This is a genomic window from Rhodococcus aerolatus, assembly GCF_054783215.1.
In genome coordinates this window covers 333810-349737 of the sequence record NZ_BAAGQZ010000004.1, presented here as the reverse complement: position 1 = coordinate 349737, position 15928 = coordinate 333810, and the positions used below count along the sequence as shown (strand labels likewise).

Genomic DNA, 15928 nt, shown 5'->3' with positions numbered 1-15928 from the left:
GCCGCGGCCGCCCCGGCGCCCGCTCCCGCCCCGCCCGCGGTCCCCGCCGCGACGGCCGGGGCCGCGGTGAGCAGCCTGGTCGCCGGGCTCTCCGACGACCCGGCCGCGGCGCTGACCGACGCGGGGCCCGCGCTGCGGGGGGTGGGCCCGCTGGGCGCGCAGCGCTACCTCGACCAGGTCCTGTCCTTCGAGCTCGCGACCGTCGACGCCCGCGACGGGGGCACCGTGACCGCCGACCTCGTCGTGGTCCGGCTCGACGGGACGACCACCACCACGCCGGTCACGTTCACGGTGGTGCCGGGCGGGTCCGGGGTGGTCGTGGACTCCCCGGAGCTGGCCGCGATCCTGGCCGCCGGGCCGACGCCGGGCTGAGTCCGTCGGGTCGCGCCGTCAGTACAGACCGCAGAACGGGGTCCCGTAGGCCGCGGCCCGGATCGAGGGGAAGTACCGGGGGCTGAAGTACTCCAGGGGGTTGATGCGGACGCCGCTGTCGACGTCGTCGCCGAAGGCCTGCTGCGCGACGGCGGCCGGGAGGGTGTTGCGGACGACGTTCGTGTCGTCGGCGGGGTTGTCCATCACGGGCCCGGCGATGGTCGGGAACACCAGCCGGCGCACCGGCTGCCCGCCCTCCCCCGCCTGGTAGGCGACCGTCAGCACGGCCGACGCGGACACGGGCAGGTTCTGCCACGGGTGGAAGTAGTCCGCGACGTTCGAGAACGGGAAGGGCCTGAACCGGAAGCACGTCATCGTCTGCGGCGAGCCGGGGAGCGGTGCGTCCTTGAACAGGTAGGCGGCGACGGGGTCCACCTGCAGCAGCAGCGGGTAGGTCTGCGAGATGACCGACTTGTAGAAGAAGGTGCGCAGGCCTCGCTCCACGTCCCCGGCGAACCCGCCGTCCTGCGGCGGCAGGGTCCACGCGCCCTGGCCGAGCAGCCGCGACACGGACTGCAGCCGCCCCCAGTCGCCCGCGACGACCTGTCCCTCCTGCACGGGCACGAACTGGCCGTTGCGGAGCGAGAGCTGGGCCTGCTCGCCGAGGTTGGCGACCTGCACCTTGACGGCGTCGGCCAGGGTGTTGTCGGGCTTGTCCGGGGTGACGGCTGCGCCGTAGATCGTGGAGCCCAGGCTGTACATCGCCGAGAACGGACCCCATGCGGCCTTCAGCTCGGGCACCACGAGGGTGACGACCCCCATGATCGCGCTGACCATCTTCATGGCGTCGAAGAAGCCCGTGCTCGCCGGCTTCACGGTCTGGGTGACGGCGGCGACGATCGCGTCACCGGCCTTGCGCAGGTCGTTGGGCGTGCCCGCCGCAGCGACGGTCGCCAGGCGTGAGGCCAGGCCCACGTAGAAGTCCTTGACCTGGGTCATGATGCCGAGCTCGGTGAGCAGCTGGGCCTTCGTGGCGTCGAAACCGGGGGCCGGCGGGCTGGGCGGGGCCACGGCACGGAGCTTGGCGGCGAAGTCGCCCCAGTCGGCGTCGAAACCGGTGACGTAGAGCCGCCGGAAGCTGCAGGCAGGCCCACCGGGGGGCGGTGTGGCCCCGTCGGCGCACCCGGGGAGGTTGATCGCCCTGCCGAGATAGGCCTCGGACGCGGCGTCGACAGCGGGGAACGCCTGCGGTGCCTGGTAGTCGATCCGCACCTGCTCGAGGTTGCCGCCGGTGGCCGCGCCACCGTCCGGGGTGGACACCTGCGGCAGGTAGCTCGTGTCGTGCGCAGGCTGCAGGACGCCGGTGACGGGCCCCTGCTGGCCCAGCTTCCCCGACGCCTGGACGGCGGCCGCGCCCGCCCGTGTGCTGCCGATGAACGTGTAGTCGCTGCTGGGCGTGGTCGCATCCCCGGTCGCCCCGTCGAGCGCGAGCAGGGCCTGCCTCGACCCACCGGCGGACTGCAGCAGGTCGCCGGAGGCCTGCCAGCCCTGGAAGGCCTTCGGCCGTCCGATGCTCTGCACGACGACCAGGGGCGGCACGCCACCGGACGGGCCGGGGTCGAACGCGCGCTGCAGCGCGGCGTACAACGGGGTGGAGCCGCTCTCGGCGTTGTCGGCGTCGATGACGTCGTTGGTGCGCAGCGCGAGGGTCCGGCTGTCCAGCGAGAGGACCTGGAACCCGTCGCGCTTGCCCAGCGGCAGCTGCACCGAGTACGTGTCGACCGGCCGGGGGTCCGCCGCGGTCTGCACCCGGTCGATCGAGATGGAGTTCTGCCCGGTGCAGAAGTCCCTCTCGGCCGGGTCGCACCGGCGGGTGGTCAGCGCCGACGTGTCGATCAGCCGGGGGGTCGTCGGCACGAAGCTGTAGGTCTTGGGGCCCGGGTTCCAGCGCACGAGGCCGCGGAGGTTGCCGCCGTCGCCGGAGTCGGGGAGCGGGGCCACCTTGGTGTAACCGGACCCCGCGGCTCGGCCGGGCACCCCGAGCATGGAGACCGCAGCCCCAGCGCGCACCCGCGCGGCCTCGTCGGGGGTCAGCTCGGGAGCGCTGATGGCGCGGGCCAGGGCGTTCAGACCGTCGGTGTCGTTGACCCGGGGGCCGTCACCGCCACGGATGCTGACCACAGCCATGACCGACTTCGGCCTGCTCGCGTAGCCCTGCACCCTGCTGATCGCGTCGGCAAACCCCAGTCCCACGGGATACTGGTCGTAGGAGGGGATACCGCGGTCCGCCACCGCGATGAACGCCAGGTTCGTGAACCCGGGCCCGCCGAGGCGGAAGGCGATCGGTGCACCGTCGAGAACCACCTCACCGCGGGAGTCGTCCGAGAGGGTCTCCAGCGGCACCCCGATCTTCGGTTCGTCGGGGTGGGCGGGTGACGACGCGCCGAGGGACCCGGAGGACGCGTCCAGCGCCGGTTGCGGTGGCGCGCCCGACGGGACCGGTCCGGTCGGGTCGGGGCTGCTCGAGGGGTCGTCGGCAGTGGCAGCAGCACTGGCGGTGGGTGCGGTGGTCGCCGACGTGCTGGTGGCAGTGCTGGTCGCGGTGCTGCCCGCCGACGGCTCCGCCGAGGTAGTACCACCCGGGTCCTGGGCCGCCCGGGGTGCGGCGAGGGCCGGGGCGCCCCCCGCGGTGACGAGCGCGGCCACGACCACGACGACGACACGCCAGACGGGACGCGGGACACGGGTGGGTCGGGGAGCGCTCATCGGGGTCCTCTGCGGGCACGACCGAGGGCGGCCGGGTCGGAAACCTGGGCTACTCCCTGTGATCAGTGGAGCACGCTACGCACAAGGTGCCCGCCCGGTCGAGACCCTCGCTCGCGCGAGGTCCTCGGAACCGGTGCCACCGGGCCGGTCCGCCCGGGTCAGCGCGGCGGACGCCGGTCGAGCAGCGGGGCCAGCTCGCGCTCGACGGCGTCCAGCGGGGCGGTGCAGTGCTGCGCGCGAGCGAGGACGACCGCGCCCTCGACCGCGCTGACCAGCACCGAGGCGAGCGACGTCGCCCGCTCGGGGTCGTGCCCGGTGCGCTCGAGCACCCCTGCGGCCTCGGCCTGCCAGGCGTCGAGGGCGGTCCGGGCGTCCTCGACGCCCGCGTCGTCGGCCACTGCCGCCACCAGCGGGCAGCCGGTGCGGAAGTCGGTGCGCTCCAGGCGGCGGCGCCACCAGCCGCACCACCGGGCGAGGAGCTCGGCGGGGGTGTCGCCCTCGGCGGCCCCGCGGCGCAGCGGGCCGCCGCCGACCCGGTCGGCCTGGACGAGCGCCTCGGCCACCAGCTGGGCCTTGCCGCCGGGGAAGTAGTGCTGCAGCGAGCCCCGCGGGGCGCCGGCGTGCGCGACGACCTCGCGCATCCCTACCCCGGCGACGCCCCGTTGCGCGACGAGCTCGGCCGCGGCGTCGACGACCCGCTCGCGCGGCGTGCGGTCCGTTGCTGTCATGACGTTCGTCATGATAGACAGCGACGAGCGTGCTGACTAGCACCGACGACCTCTGGAGGACTGCCCCGTGGCCTCGCTGCACCCCGGACTGCCCGACCTCTCCCCCGCCGCCGCGCCGGCATTCCTCAAGGCCGCGGGCCTGGAGATGACCGAAGCCAGCGGCACCCGCGTCGTCGGGCACCTCGACCTCGGCTCGGAGCACCACACCCCGTGGAGCGTCGTGCACGGCGGCGTCTACACCACCGCCGTGGAGAGCGCGGCCAGCGTCGGTGCGTCGATCGCGGTGGCCGATCGCGGCCAGTTCGCCGTCGGGCTGAACAACTCGACGGACTTCCTCCGGGCCTCCTCCGGCGGCCGGGCCGAGCTGGTGGCCACGGCGCTGCAGCAGGGCCGCACCCAGCAGCTGTGGCTCGTCGTGATCAGCCGTGAGGACGGCAAGGAGCTGGCCCGCGGGCAGGTGCGGCTGCAGAACGTGGACCGGCCCGGGCAGTAGCCGGCCGCCGCCCGCTGTGCTCTGCACGCGTCGGCGCACCACCCGCGGTCCGGACGACCGTCCCCGCTCGATCGGGCAGCAGGCGTCGTCGTGGTGACCACTCCTGCTGCCGGACCGTGCACCGGGCACCGCCGCGGCCCCCCTGTGGTGCGCCGACGCTCGCAGAGAAAAGCTCCGCGCGGTCGGTCCCGACGGCCGGGCCCGGGTGCGACGATGCCCGGGATGAGCACCGGACCCGGACCCCGCCCGACCCCGCTGCGCACGGCCGCCGAGCTCATGGCCACCCAGGTCGAGGACGAGCTCTTCACCGTCGCCCCGAGCCGGCGCGAGCGGCGCCGCTCCTGGGCCCGCTTCGTCCGCATCGCCGACGGCTGGCCCGAGCCCGGCCCGGTGCCCGTGCTGGAGGTGGGCGGCACCCACGTCACCGCGGCCACCGTCGACCTTGCCGAGGGCACGGTGGTGGCCGGACCGGTGCGCCGCGACCTCGACGGGTCCGCCGCCGCGGGCGAGCTCCTCGACGCCCTGGGCGACGCGGGCCGGGCGCTGGGCGCGACGCACGGGCACTGGGGCGTCGCGATGCCGTCCCCCTTCGACTACGACACCGGGATCGGCCGCTTCACCGGCGTGGGCAAGTTCGACGCGTGGAACGGGGTCGACGTCCGCGCGGGCCTCGTGGAACGGCTCGCCGCGGAGTCCGTGGTGTTCCTCAACGACGCGGACGCGTTCGGGATCGGCGAGTGCGTGGCCGGCGCGGGCGCGTGGTGGGGCCGGACCGTGGCCCTGACGCTGGGCACGGGGGTCGGGTCGGCGTGGGTCGACCGCGAGGTGGTCCTGGCCTCGGGACCGGAAGTCCCGCCGGAGGGCCGGGTGCACCTGCTCGAGGTCGACGGCCGCCCCCTGGAGGAGACGGTGTCCCGCCGGGCCCTGCGCCGTGCCTACGCCGAGCGGACCGGCGAGGACGTCGACGTCGCCGAGATCGCCGCCCGCGCGGACGCCGGCGACGCGGACGCGAAGAAGGTCCTGCGCCGGGCCTTCGAGGCGCTCGGCCGCGCGGTGAACCCGTGGATCGGCTCGTTCGGGGCCGACGTGGTCGTCGTCGGGGGCTCGATCGCCCGGTCGTGGGACCGGGTCCAGCCGCCGCTGCAGCGCACCACGAGGCGGGTGCCGATCGTCCCCGCGGCCCGCCCGGACGACGCCGCGCTCATCGGGGCCGCGTGGTGGGTCGTCGAGTCCACCCTGGACGAGCCGGACGAGCCGGTGCTCGACGCAGCCGACGACGCCGCCGCGGCAGCCGCGACGGCCGAGTGGCAGGCGGAGCTCCCACCGCCGTGACCGACCCGCATGTCGCGGGCTACCTGTCGACGTCGGGGCGGGCCCGCGCGCAGGTAGCCCGCGACATGCGGGGGTTGGGGGGACTAGCGGGGCGGGATGACGTCCTGCTGGGCGATGGTCTGGTTCGCGGTCTTGACGCCCAGGCCGGTGGGGCAGGAGACCCCGGTGGCGTGCACGGGGCAGTAGCCGTTGGGGTTCTTGGCCAGGTACTGCTGGTGGTAGTCCTCGCCGTAGTAGAACTCGCCGTCACCGGCCTCGGTGAGCAGCGCGATCTCCGTGGTGATCTCGCCGTACCCGGCCGCCGTCAGGCTCTCCTGGAACGCCGACTTCGTGGCCAGCGCCTTCGTCAGCTGCTCCTCGTCGGTGGCGAAGATCGCCGAGCGGTACTGGCTGCCGCGGTCCGCGCCCTGGCGCATGCCCTGGGTGGGGTCGTGGTTCTCCCAGAACTGGACGAGCAGCTCGTCGTAGGTGATCTGCTCGGGGTCGAACACCACCAGCACCGACTCGGTCTGCCCGGTGCGGCCGGTGCAGTTCTCCTCGTAGGTCGGGTTCTTCGTCCAGCCACCGGCGTAGCCGACCGCGGTGGACCACACGCCGCCGAGCTCCCAGAACTCCTTCTCCGCACCCCAGAAGCAGCCCATCGCGAACACGGCCGTGGCCATGCCCTGCGGGAACGGGGGCTTGATGGCGTGCCCGTTGACGTAGTGGTCGTCCGGGACCCGCAGCGGGGTGTCGCGTCCGGGAAGCGCCTCCTCCGCCGTGATCATCTTCGAGCTGCCACCGAGGATCGCGTCGTACCAAGCCATGGGCCGAGGCTACGCGCGGCCACCGCACCCGGCTCGGGGGCGACGGGGAGCCGCTCCCGAGCCCGGGCGGGCACCGCGGGACGGTGCGGGGCCCCTGCCGGGCATGATGGTCGGCCGGGGAGGACGCACGAGGGGAGGAGCGGCCGTGGGGTGGCAGGACGACCTGCGCGCGCTGGACGCCGAGCTCGACGCCGGCCGCCTCGAGCCCGCCGAGCACCGCCGCCGCCGCGACGCCCTGCTCGCCGAGGCCGCCGCCGCGGGCCCCCCGGCCGCGCCGTTCGCCCCCGCCCCGTTCCGGTGGCAGGAGCGCTCCCCCGACGACACCAGCACCGGGGTGATGCCCCGCATCGGCGACGGCCCCCCGCCCGTGAGCCCCACCCCGTCCCCGACCCCGGCCCCTATCCCGCCGTCCGCACCGACCTGGACCCCGCCTCCCGGCCCGGCCGACGCCGACGCCACCACCCGGGTCCGGCGCACCCCGGCAACCCCGTCCGAGCCGGCGTCCGCCGACGCCACCCAGGTCGTCGCCCGCCGGGCCCGGCCGACGCCCACGCCTGCACCCCAGGCCCCCGCACCCCCGACGGATGCCCCGGCCACCCCGTCCGGCCTGAACCTGGGCCACGACCACCCGAGCCCCGCGACCGGCCCGACCCGCCGGGTCCGCACCCCGCCCGGCCGTGCCCCCGTCGGGTCCGGGCCCGCCGACGCCACCCAGGTGGTGCGCTCCCGCCCGGCGCCCCCCGGCTCCCGGGGCACCCCCCGGGTGCCGCCGCGCCCCGCCGCGCCCGCCGACACCACGCAGGTGGTGCGCACCCCGTCACGCCCGGCCAGCGAGCAGTGGGCCGTCTCCCCGGAGCAGCTGCGCGCCTCGCTGCCCCCGTGGCTGGCCGACGCCCCCGGAGCGGCCGGGCCCGCGCGTCCGGGTGCCGACCCCTTCGGACCCCCGGCCTCGCGCCGCCCCCCGGTGTGGGTGTGGGCCGTCCTCGGCGTGGTCGTGGTGGCGGCCGTCGCCGTCGCGCTGCTCCTCCTGATGTGACGCCCTGACGCGCAGGTCACAGGGCGCCGCCGGGCGCCCCCCGCACCGCGCCGGGAGGATGGTCCCGTGCCCAGCCCCCTGCCCGACGTCCGCTGGCAGCGCGCCGCGGTGGGCGACGAGCCCGTCGTGCTGCTGCTCCCCGGCGGCACGGCCGACTCCGACCTGCCCGCCGACGAGGAGTCCTTCGGCCGCCGCCGGCTGCGCCGCTACGTCGACCCCCTGCTCGCCGGGCTGCCCGACGTGGCCCTGGGCACGGTCGCCTACCGCGTGAGGGGCTGGAACGGTCCGGCCGCCGACCCGGCCCGCGACGTCCGCGCCGTGCTCGACGCGCTGCCCGGCCGCTCCCCCGTGGTCCTCGTCGGGCACTCCATGGGCGGCCGCGCCGGCCTGGCCTGCGCCGACCACCCCCGGGTGCGCGGGGTGGTCGGCCTCGCCCCGTGGACCCCGGTCGGCGAGCCGGTCGAGGCCGTGCGGGGCAAGACCGTGGTCCTGGCCCACGGCACCTGGGACCGCTGGGTGCACACCGACCTCTCGCTGCGGTGGGCGGAGCGCGCCGAGGGCGTGGCCGGACGGCTGGCCCGCTTCGTCGTCCGCCGCGACGAGCACATGATGCTGCTGCGCCCCGGCCGCTGGCACGCCTTCGCGGTCGCCGGCGTGCGGGCCGTGCTCGGCCGCGGGGTCGACCCCGTCCTCGACGCCGCGTTCGACGCCGGCGCCCGGGGCCGGCTCGACGTCCCGCTGCCCGCCCTGACCGCCTGACCCCGGGGCCCCGCACCCCGCCTGCGACGATCACCGCCGGGCGAACCGCGCGGGGCAGCGACTGCGAACCCGTGACGTGGCCGAGGGACGGTCGCGGGCACCAGCAGGAGGTCATGTCGTGGGCGATCCGGGCACCGGGCGCGAGAAGGTCGCCGTCGTCGGCGCCGGGGTCTCGGGGCTCACCGCCGCCCACGTGCTGGCCCGCTCCGCCGACGTGGTGCTGCTGGAGTCCGAGCCCCGCCTCGGCGGGCACGCCCACACCCACGACGTCGTCGACTCCGCCGGCGCGACCGTGGCCGTGGACTCCGGCTTCATCGTCCACAACCAGCGCACCTACCCGACACTGCTGCGGCTGTTCGCCGAGCTCGACGTGCCGACCCAGGAGTCGGAGATGTCGATGTCGGTGCACTGCGAGGGCTGCGGCCTGGAGTACGCCGGGGCGCGCGGGCTGCGCGGGCTGTTCGCCGCGCCCAGCGCCGCCAACCCGCAGTACCTGCGCATGCTGCTCGAGGTCACGAAGTTCCACCGCCAGGCCCACCGCGTGCTGGCCTCCGACCAGCTCGACCAGCTCACCCTGGGCGGGTTCCTCGAGGTCGGCGGGTACTCGCAGTACTTCGTCCGCCACTTCATGGTCCCGTTCGTCTCCGCCGTGTGGTCGGCCGGGCCGCAGACCTCGCTGGCCTACCCGGCCAAGTACCTGTTCCGCTTCTTCGCCCACCACGGCTACCTCTCCGTGGGCGGCTCCCCCACCTGGCGCACCGTCACCGGCGGCTCGCGCACCTACGTCGAGGCCCTCGCCGCGCGGCTGCCCGCCACCCGCACGGCCGCCCCGGTGCGCACCCTGACCCGCCACGCCGACGGGGTCACCGTCACCGGCGAGGACGGCACCACGACCGAGGTGGACCGCGTCGTGGTGGCCACCCACGCCGACACCGCGCTGGGCCTGCTGGCCGACGCCACGCCCGACGAGAAGGACGTGCTCGGCGCGTTCGGCTACTCCGCCAACGAGACCGTGCTGCACCGCGACACCACGCTGCTGCCCACCCACGCCGGCGCGGCCGCGTCCTGGAACTACCGGCTGCCCTCCTGCGAGGCCGGCGAGCTCGGCCAGCAGACGATCCTCAGCTACGACATGAACCGGCTGCAGCGGCTCACCTCGAGCGACCACTTCGTCGTCACCCTGAATAGCACCGACCGCATCGACCCGGCCTCGGTCATCGCCACCATGGCCTACACCCACCCCGTGTACACGCTCGACTCCGTCGCCGCCCAGCAGCGGCTGCCCGAGCTGCAGCGCCCCGGCACCCGCACCGCCTTCGCCGGCGCGTACCACGGCTGGGGCTTCCACGAGGACGGGGCGCTGGCCGGGCTCAAGGCCGCCGAGGCGCTGGGCGGGTCGTGGTGAGCGCCCCGACGCGCACCCGGTCCGACGTGCGCACCACCACCACCGGGCCGTGGCTCTACGACGCCGTCGTCGGGCACGCCCGGCGCGCCCCGACCACCCACGGCTTCTCCTACCGGGTGCGGCCCTGGCTGGTCGACCTCGACACCCTCGACGCCGACGGCCGACCCCGCGCGCTGCCCCGGCTGCTCGCCGGCCAGGTCCGCTTCACCGGGGCCGACCACTTCGACGGGGTCGAGGCGACCCTGCGCGGCGCGGTCGACGCCTGGTGCTCCCGGCACCACCGCCCGCGCCCCGCCCGCGTGCTCACCCTCACCCAGCCCCGCACCCTGGGCCACGTGTTCAACCCGATCTCCGTGCACTGGCTGCTCGACGCGGACGGCGACGTCGACCTGGTGCTGGCCGAGGTGCACAACACCTACGCCGGGCGCCACGTCTACGAGGTGCACCGCGACGACGCCGGGCGGGCCCAGGTGGACAAGGCGTTCCCCGTCTCCCCGTTCTTCACCACCGCCGGGCACTACGAGATGGCCATCAGCGACCCGGGCGAGCGGGTGGACGTCTCCATCACCCTCGCGCTGCCCGCCGCCGCGACGGACCCCACCACCGACGCCCCGGAGCCCGCCGCCGACCCCGCGCGGGACAGCCGACCCTTCACCGCCACCCTGCGCGGGCACCGCGTCCCGGCCACCACCGGCGCCGTGCTCGCCACCCTGGCCCGCCACACCTGGCCCACCGTCCGCACCAGTGCGCTCATCCGTCGCCACGGCATCGCGCTGTGGTGGCGGGGACGGCGCGGCTCGCTGCCCGTCCAACCACATCCCCAGCGCTCCACCTGGGAGGGAGTCCGATGACCACCACCACCGACCGCACCACGACCGCCGCACGGGCGCACCAGATCCCGCTGCCGGCCGAGGGCCACTGGCCCGGCCTGGCCGCGGTGCCCAGCAACCCGGTGCGCCGCAAGGTGGCCGAGAAGATCTTCCTGCGCGCCGTGGACGGCCTCGAGCTGCTGGTCCGGTTCCCCGACGGCAGCACCCGCGGCTCGGGCCGCACCGGGGCGCCCGTCATGGAGCTGCTGCGCCCCGACGCCTTCTTCGAGCGGGTCGGCGCGCACGGGCTCATCGGCTTCGGCGAGGCGTACATGACCGGCGACTGGGACTCCGAGTCGCTGCCGGAGGTGCTCTCCCCGCTGGCCGAGCACATGGCCGACCTGGTGCCCGTGCCGCTGCAGCGGCTACGCCGCCTCGTCGACCGCGGCACGCCCGAGCAGGAGCGCAACGACCTCGACGGGGCGCGGGAGAACATCCACCGCCACTACGACCTCAGCAACGACCTGTTCCGCACGTTCCTCGACGACACCATGAGCTACTCCTCGGCGTGGTTCGCCGACCCGGCCGCGCCCGACGCCGCGGGCGAGCCGCTCGTCGACGCCCAGCGCCGCAAGAACGAGGGCATCCTCGACCTGGCCCGGGTGCGGTCGGGCTCCCGGGTGCTCGAGATCGGCAGCGGCTGGGGCGGCCTCGCCATCCAGGCGGCCGAGCGGGGTGCCACCGTGCTCACCGTGACGCTGTCGGAGGAGCAGAAGGTGCTCGCCGACCAGCGCATCGCCGACGCCGGGTTCGCCGACCGCGTCGAGGTGCGGCTCAGCGACTACCGCGAGGTGCGCGGGCAGTTCGACGCCGTTGTCAGCGTCGAGATGATCGAGGCCGTCGGCAAGCAGTACTGGGGCGAGTACTTCCGCACCGTCGACGGGCTGCTGGCCCCGGGCGGCCGCTTCGGCCTGCAGGCCATCACCATGGCCCACCACCGCATGCTGGCCACCGCGGGCAGCTACAGCTGGATCCACAAGTACATCTTCCCAGGCGGGATCATCCCCAGCCTGCAGGCGATCGACGAGGTCAACGCGGCGGAGACGTCGCTGCGGGTGCTCGAGTCCCGCCGCCTCGGCCCGTCCTACGCCCGCACCCTGGCCCGGTGGCGCGCCGCCTTCGACGCCCGGCAGGACCGGGTGCGCGAGCTCGGCTTCGACGAGACGTTCCAGCGGATGTGGGACTTCTACCTCGGCTACTGCGAGGCGGGCTTCGCCACCCGGTACCTCGACGTGTGGCAGCTGGGCATGGGGCGCGACTGATGGCCCTCGACAGGCGCGCGTTCCTCGCCGCCGCCGGCGCCTCCGGGCTGGCGGCGGTGCTCGCCGCGTGCGGCGGGTCGTCGGGGTCCGGGGGGTCCGAGCCCACCGGCTCCAGCACCCCGAGCTCCCCGACGTCGGACGACCCCGCGCTGCGCCCCGGCCCGGCCGAGCCGGGCGCGGCCGGCGCCCCGTCCACCACCCCCGCGGGGCGCACGTTCCCCGTCGGGGACCAGCCCGAGGGCATCGTCGTCGGCACGTCGGGCACCGCCATGGTGGGGCTGCGCAACCCCGACCGGCTCGCGATCGTCGACCTCGCCTCCGGGCGCACCACGCAGACCGTGGAGACCAAGGGCTCGCCGCGGCACCTCGAGCTGGCGCAGCCCGACGGGCCGGTCATCGCCCCCCTCGAGCAGACCGACACGCTGCTGCTGGTCGGCTTCGACGGCACGGTCGAGACCACGGTCGTGGCCGTGGGGCGCAACCCGCACGACGCGGCCCGCTGCGCCGACGGGACGATCGTCGTCGCCGACGAGCTCGGCGGCGGGGTCATCTTCGTCCGCGACGGCCAGATCGTCGGCGAGCTGCCGCCCGGTCCCGTGCAGCCCGGGGGCGTGGCCGCGGTGGGGAACTACGCCGAGGTCTCCGACGTCCGCGGGCTCGGGGTGTTCGTCTACGACACGACGACGATGACCGAGGTGGCCTCGGCCAAGGTCGGCACCCAGCTCACCCACTCGATCGCCCTGGCCGCCCCCGGCACGCCCGCGGGCACCGGCGCGCAGGCCGGCTTCACCGCCGTGGCCGACACCGCGGGCGGCAAGGTCGAGATCCTGCGCATCACCCCGCAGGTCGAGCAGGCCGCGACCGTCGAGACCGGCGGCACCCCCTACGGCCTGGGTTACGACCCGGCGCGGATGCTGCTGCTGGTCACCGTCACCGGGGACAACCGGCTCGACGTGATCGACGTGGCCGACCCCACCGCGCCGCGGCTGCTGGGCAGCCTGCCCACGGTGCAGCAGCCGAACTCGGTGTGCGCCGACCCCACCACCGGCGACCTCGTCGTCGCCGGTGAGGCGGACGGCCTGCTGCAGGTGATCCCCTCGTCGATGGTGCCCAGCCGTGCGTGATGCCTGCAGCCAGGACGCGAGGTCCCGTCCACAGACGTAGGGCGCCTGGCACTCGGCACCACTTGTGTGCCAGCGCCCCGCAGGCCACTCTCGGCCCACGAGCACCGGCGCCCGGCACGCGGACCGCGTGCCGGGCGCCGGCCACCAGCAGGAGGTCACCGGTGAACGTCGAGGTCGCCCCCTTCCAGGCCCGCGGTGAGCTGCGCGGGTTCGTCGTCTCCGGCCGCTGGCCCGACACCACCCGCGAGTGGGCGCAGCTGCTGCTGCTCGCCGTCCGCGTGGCCACCGTGCCCGGCCTGCTCAGCACCACCACCGTCTTCCGGGTGCACGAGGAGCTGCCGCAGGACCCGCAGCCCGGCACCGTCGGCCTCGTCGTCGCCGAGGGGCCCGTCCTCGGGGAGCGCGCCGTGGCCCCCGGCTGCTTCGCCGCCCAGCAGCCGCCCGCGCTGCTCCTGCTGCACCCGCCCGCCGAGACCCGGCCCTCGCTGCCGGAGTGCGCGGGCGCCGCGTCGGGCTGCGTCCTGCTGCCCGGCCTGCCCCACCTGGGCCTCGACCACCGCGCGGCGTGGGTCGAGGCCGAGCCCGGCGGCACGGTCACGGGCATGACCAGCCGTCACGGCGTCGACCCCATCGCCGACCCGGACACCGCGGTTCTCGCCATGCTGCTCGCCGCCTGAGCCCGCTCCTGGCGGCGGTCGGGCAGCGCCCGTCGTCGTGGTGACCACCCGCGCTGCCCGACCGGCCCGAGCCGACCCTGGTGGCCGCCGTTCACCGCTGCTTATGATCTGCGCCGCAGGGGGAGTCGAGGAGGGTGCGTCCCGGTGGCCGGTCTGACGCGGCGCGCATTCCTCACCCGGGCCGGGGTGCTCGGCGCCGCGACCGGGCTCGGGCTCGACGTGCTGGGGCCCGCGCTCAGCGCGACCGCCGTGCCGTCGCAGGCCCCCAGCACCCTGGTCGGCACGGTCCTGCAGGGCCCGGTGGCCGACCGCAGCTACCGGACGCTGGTCAGCGGGCCCGGCGAGCCGCACCTGCCGCGGCTCGACGTGCTGCGCCGCGCCCCCGGCACCGGCCGGGCCACCGCCCGGCGCTCGCTGCTGCACCTGGGCCACCTGTCGGACCTGCACGTCATCGACGCGCAGTCCCCCGGCCGCATCGAGCCGATGATCGTCCAGGACCACGCCGCCTGGGGCTCGGCGTTCCACCCCCAGGACCCGCTCACCGTCCACGTCACCGCCGCGATGGTGGCGGCGGTGGCCGACCTGGCCACGAGCCCGGTCACCGGCGCCCCGCTCGGCGCGGTCGTCGTCACCGGGGACAGCGCGGACATGCACAGCCACCTCGAGCTGCGCTGGTACGTCGACGTGCTCGACGGCGTGCGGGTGCACCCCACCAGCGGCAGCGGGCCCGGCTTCCAGGGCGTGCAGGCGTGGCCCGAGGCGACCTGGGCGTACCGGCCCGCCGACCCCACCGGCGGCTCGTTCGGGGACCACGGCTTCCCCCGCCTGCCCGACCTGCTCGACCAGGCCATCGGCTCCCCCGTCGACTCGGTGGGCCTGCCCGCCCCCTGGTACGCCGTCTACGGCAACCACGACACCCTGCTGCTGGGCACGTTCGACCTCAGCCCGCAGCTGCGCGCGCTGGCCGTCGGGGGCCGCAAGTCGGTCACCCTGGGGGCCACCGCCACCGCGGCGCTCGACGGGTACGCCTCCGCCGCGAGCCCCCTGCAGCGCGCGGTGGGCGCCCTGGGCCAGGCGGTGGGGGTGCGGCCGGGCCTGCGCGACGTGCCCGCCGACCCGGCCCGGTACCTGTTCTCCCAGCGCGAGTTCATGGTCGAGCACTTCCGCACCACGTCCGCCCCCGGGCCGGTGGGCCACGGCTTCACCCAGCGCAACCTCGACACCGGGGAGACGTGGTGGGCCGCGGACCTCTCCCCGCGGGTGCGCGCGCTGGGCCTGGACACCTGCAACCAGGTCGCCGGGCCCGACGGCGCGGTGCCCGACGTGCAGCTGCGGTGGCTGCGCGCCCAGCTCGAGACGGCGCGGGCGGAGCAGCGCCTGGTGCTGCTGCTGAGCCACCACAACAGCCTCACCCTGGAGAACCGGGCCACCCGGCCGGGGTTCGACGACACCCTGCACGGGGCGGACGAGCTGGTCGACCTGCTGCTGGCGTACCCGGTGGTGGTCGGCTGGCTCAACGGCCACACCCACCTGAACCAGATCCTGGCCCACACCTCCGCCACGGGCGGCTTCTGGGAGGTCACCACCGCCTCCTGCATCGACTTCCCGCAGCAGCAGCAGCTCGTGGAGCTCGTCGACAACCGCGACGGCACCCTCTCGCTGTTCACCACCGTGGTCGACCACGCCTCCCCCCTCACCCCCGGCAGCAGCGGCAGCGTGGCCGACCTCGCCTCCCGCAGCAGGGAGCTGGCCGCCAACGACTGGGCGGAGACGCCGATGATGCGGCGGGGCTCGCCGCTGGACCGCAACACCGAGCTGCTGCTGCCCGCCCCGTTCGACCTCTCCGTCATCACCGACGCCGAGCTGGAGGCGCAGCACCTCGCCGAGCGCGCCCGGCTCGCGGCCCACGCCGCCCGGCGGCCGCGGTGACCCGGGTGGGCCCGGCGCTGGCCGTGCTGCCGGCGCTGCTCCTGGGTGCGCTCGCCGGCTGCAGCCAGGTGGCGGCGCTGGCCCCGGTCGGTGGGGACCGGCTCGCGGAGGTCCGCTTCGCGACGAACGACGTGCTGGTGGAGCGCGCCGTGGCCCTCCTCACCGCCCCGGTCTGCACCGCCGACGGCGAGGCCGTCACCTGCACGGGGTCCACGGTGGACCAGCAACCCGTCACCGCCACCTCGAGCGCGGCCGACCCGGGCACCCTGGTGGTGACGGTGGGCCCGACGACGGTGTTCTCGGGGTCGCTGCAGGACGTGCTCACCGCCGCCGCCCGGCCGTCGTCGTGAGTGCGCCCGCGGTGTCCCGG

The 15928-nt window shown here is 75.7% G+C and carries 14 protein-coding genes and 1 pseudogene; 12 read left to right on the top strand and 3 right to left on the bottom strand.

Features of this window, described 5'->3' with window-relative positions; all coding sequences use genetic code 11:
• A pseudogene (locus ACYVOF_RS03355) lies at nucleotides 1–372 on the top strand (hypothetical protein); the annotation flags it as partial.
• An 18-nt stretch (nucleotides 373–390) separates the two neighbouring features.
• Here ACYVOF_RS03355 and ACYVOF_RS03350 read toward each other — a convergent pair.
• Both ACYVOF_RS03350 and ACYVOF_RS03345 read right to left on the bottom strand, forming a co-directional pair.
• Complete coding sequence (locus ACYVOF_RS03350) at nucleotides 391–3138, bottom strand: hypothetical protein (protein ID WP_460864079.1); 2748 nt, start codon at nucleotides 3136–3138, stop codon at nucleotides 391–393.
• Between the two features lie 158 nt (nucleotides 3139–3296).
• The gene (locus tag ACYVOF_RS03345; RefSeq protein ID WP_460864078.1) at nucleotides 3297–3866 is read right to left on the bottom strand and encodes a TetR/AcrR family transcriptional regulator; all 570 of its coding nucleotides are present in this window, start codon (nucleotides 3864–3866) and stop codon (nucleotides 3297–3299) included.
• 88 nt (nucleotides 3867–3954) lie between these two features.
• Here ACYVOF_RS03345 and ACYVOF_RS03340 point away from each other — a divergent pair, with 88 nt between their 5' ends.
• Together ACYVOF_RS03340 and ACYVOF_RS03335 are read left to right on the top strand one after the other, a co-directional pair.
• Nucleotides 3955–4359 carry a PaaI family thioesterase gene (locus ACYVOF_RS03340; protein WP_460864108.1) on the top strand — a complete coding sequence of 135 codons (405 nt, stop codon included), beginning with the start codon at nucleotides 3955–3957 and terminating at the stop codon, nucleotides 4357–4359.
• 222 nt (nucleotides 4360–4581) lie between these two features.
• A complete protein-coding gene (locus ACYVOF_RS03335; RefSeq protein ID WP_460864077.1) occupies nucleotides 4582–5691 on the top strand; it encodes an ROK family protein in 1110 nt (369 codons plus the stop codon).
• 83 nt (nucleotides 5692–5774) lie between these two features.
• Here the strand turns inward: ACYVOF_RS03335 and msrA are convergent, their stop codons facing one another.
• The gene (gene msrA, locus ACYVOF_RS03330; protein WP_460864076.1) at nucleotides 5775–6497 is read right to left on the bottom strand and encodes a peptide-methionine (S)-S-oxide reductase MsrA; all 723 of its coding nucleotides are present in this window, start codon (nucleotides 6495–6497) and stop codon (nucleotides 5775–5777) included.
• A 145-nt stretch (nucleotides 6498–6642) separates the two neighbouring features.
• Between msrA and ACYVOF_RS03325 the strand changes: the two genes are divergently transcribed.
• From ACYVOF_RS03325 to ACYVOF_RS03285, 9 genes are all read left to right on the top strand, one after another.
• The gene (locus ACYVOF_RS03325) at nucleotides 6643–7533 is read left to right on the top strand and encodes a hypothetical protein (protein WP_460864075.1); all 891 of its coding nucleotides are present in this window, start codon (nucleotides 6643–6645) and stop codon (nucleotides 7531–7533) included.
• 66 nt (nucleotides 7534–7599) lie between these two features.
• The gene (locus tag ACYVOF_RS03320; protein WP_460864074.1) at nucleotides 7600–8292 is read left to right on the top strand and encodes an alpha/beta fold hydrolase; all 693 of its coding nucleotides are present in this window, start codon (nucleotides 7600–7602) and stop codon (nucleotides 8290–8292) included.
• 118 nt (nucleotides 8293–8410) lie between these two features.
• Nucleotides 8411–9697, top strand: a complete 1287-nt coding sequence (locus ACYVOF_RS03315) for an NAD(P)/FAD-dependent oxidoreductase (RefSeq protein ID WP_460864073.1) — start codon at nucleotides 8411–8413, stop codon at nucleotides 9695–9697.
• The gene (locus tag ACYVOF_RS03310) at nucleotides 9694–10548 is read left to right on the top strand and encodes a DUF1365 domain-containing protein (RefSeq protein ID WP_460864072.1); all 855 of its coding nucleotides are present in this window, start codon (nucleotides 9694–9696) and stop codon (nucleotides 10546–10548) included. The genes ACYVOF_RS03315 and ACYVOF_RS03310 overlap by 4 nt, the downstream gene beginning before the upstream one ends.
• Nucleotides 10545–11828, top strand: coding sequence for a class I SAM-dependent methyltransferase (locus tag ACYVOF_RS03305; protein WP_460864071.1), 1284 nt, complete (start codon nucleotides 10545–10547; stop codon nucleotides 11826–11828). Before ACYVOF_RS03310 ends, ACYVOF_RS03305 begins: the two co-directional genes overlap by 4 nt.
• Nucleotides 11828–12952, top strand: a complete 1125-nt coding sequence (locus ACYVOF_RS03300; protein WP_460864070.1) for a YncE family protein — start codon at nucleotides 11828–11830, stop codon at nucleotides 12950–12952. Before ACYVOF_RS03305 ends, ACYVOF_RS03300 begins: the two co-directional genes overlap by 1 nt.
• 161 nt (nucleotides 12953–13113) lie before the next feature.
• On the top strand, nucleotides 13114–13629 hold the full coding sequence (locus tag ACYVOF_RS03295; protein WP_460864069.1) for a peptidase: 516 nt from the start codon (nucleotides 13114–13116) through the stop codon (nucleotides 13627–13629).
• 144 nt (nucleotides 13630–13773) lie between these two features.
• On the top strand, nucleotides 13774–15558 hold the full coding sequence (locus tag ACYVOF_RS03290; protein WP_460864068.1) for a TIGR03767 family metallophosphoesterase: 1785 nt from the start codon (nucleotides 13774–13776) through the stop codon (nucleotides 15556–15558).
• Nucleotides 15555–15908: a hypothetical protein gene (locus ACYVOF_RS03285; protein ID WP_460864067.1), complete on the top strand. Its 354-nt coding sequence runs from the start codon at nucleotides 15555–15557 to the stop codon at nucleotides 15906–15908. Before ACYVOF_RS03290 ends, ACYVOF_RS03285 begins: the two co-directional genes overlap by 4 nt.
• Nucleotides 15909–15928 lie beyond the last annotated feature (20 nt).

Bases quoted from the DNA above. Each gene is read 5' to 3' on its own strand.
- ACYVOF_RS03350 (WP_460864079.1), bottom strand. From the start codon at position 3,138: ATGAGCGCTCCCCGACCCACCCGTGTCCCGCGTCCCGTCTGGCGTGTC.
- ACYVOF_RS03345 (WP_460864078.1), bottom strand. From the start codon at position 3,866: ATGACAGCAACGGACCGCACGCCGCGCGAGCGGGTCGTCGACGCCGCG.
- ACYVOF_RS03335 (WP_460864077.1), top strand. From the start codon at position 4,582: ATGAGCACCGGACCCGGACCCCGCCCGACCCCGCTGCGCACGGCCGCC.
- msrA (WP_460864076.1), bottom strand. From the start codon at position 6,497: ATGGCTTGGTACGACGCGATCCTCGGTGGCAGCTCGAAGATGATCACG.
- ACYVOF_RS03305 (WP_460864071.1), top strand. From the start codon at position 10,545: ATGACCACCACCACCGACCGCACCACGACCGCCGCACGGGCGCACCAG.
- ACYVOF_RS03300 (WP_460864070.1), top strand. From the start codon at position 11,828: ATGGCCCTCGACAGGCGCGCGTTCCTCGCCGCCGCCGGCGCCTCCGGG.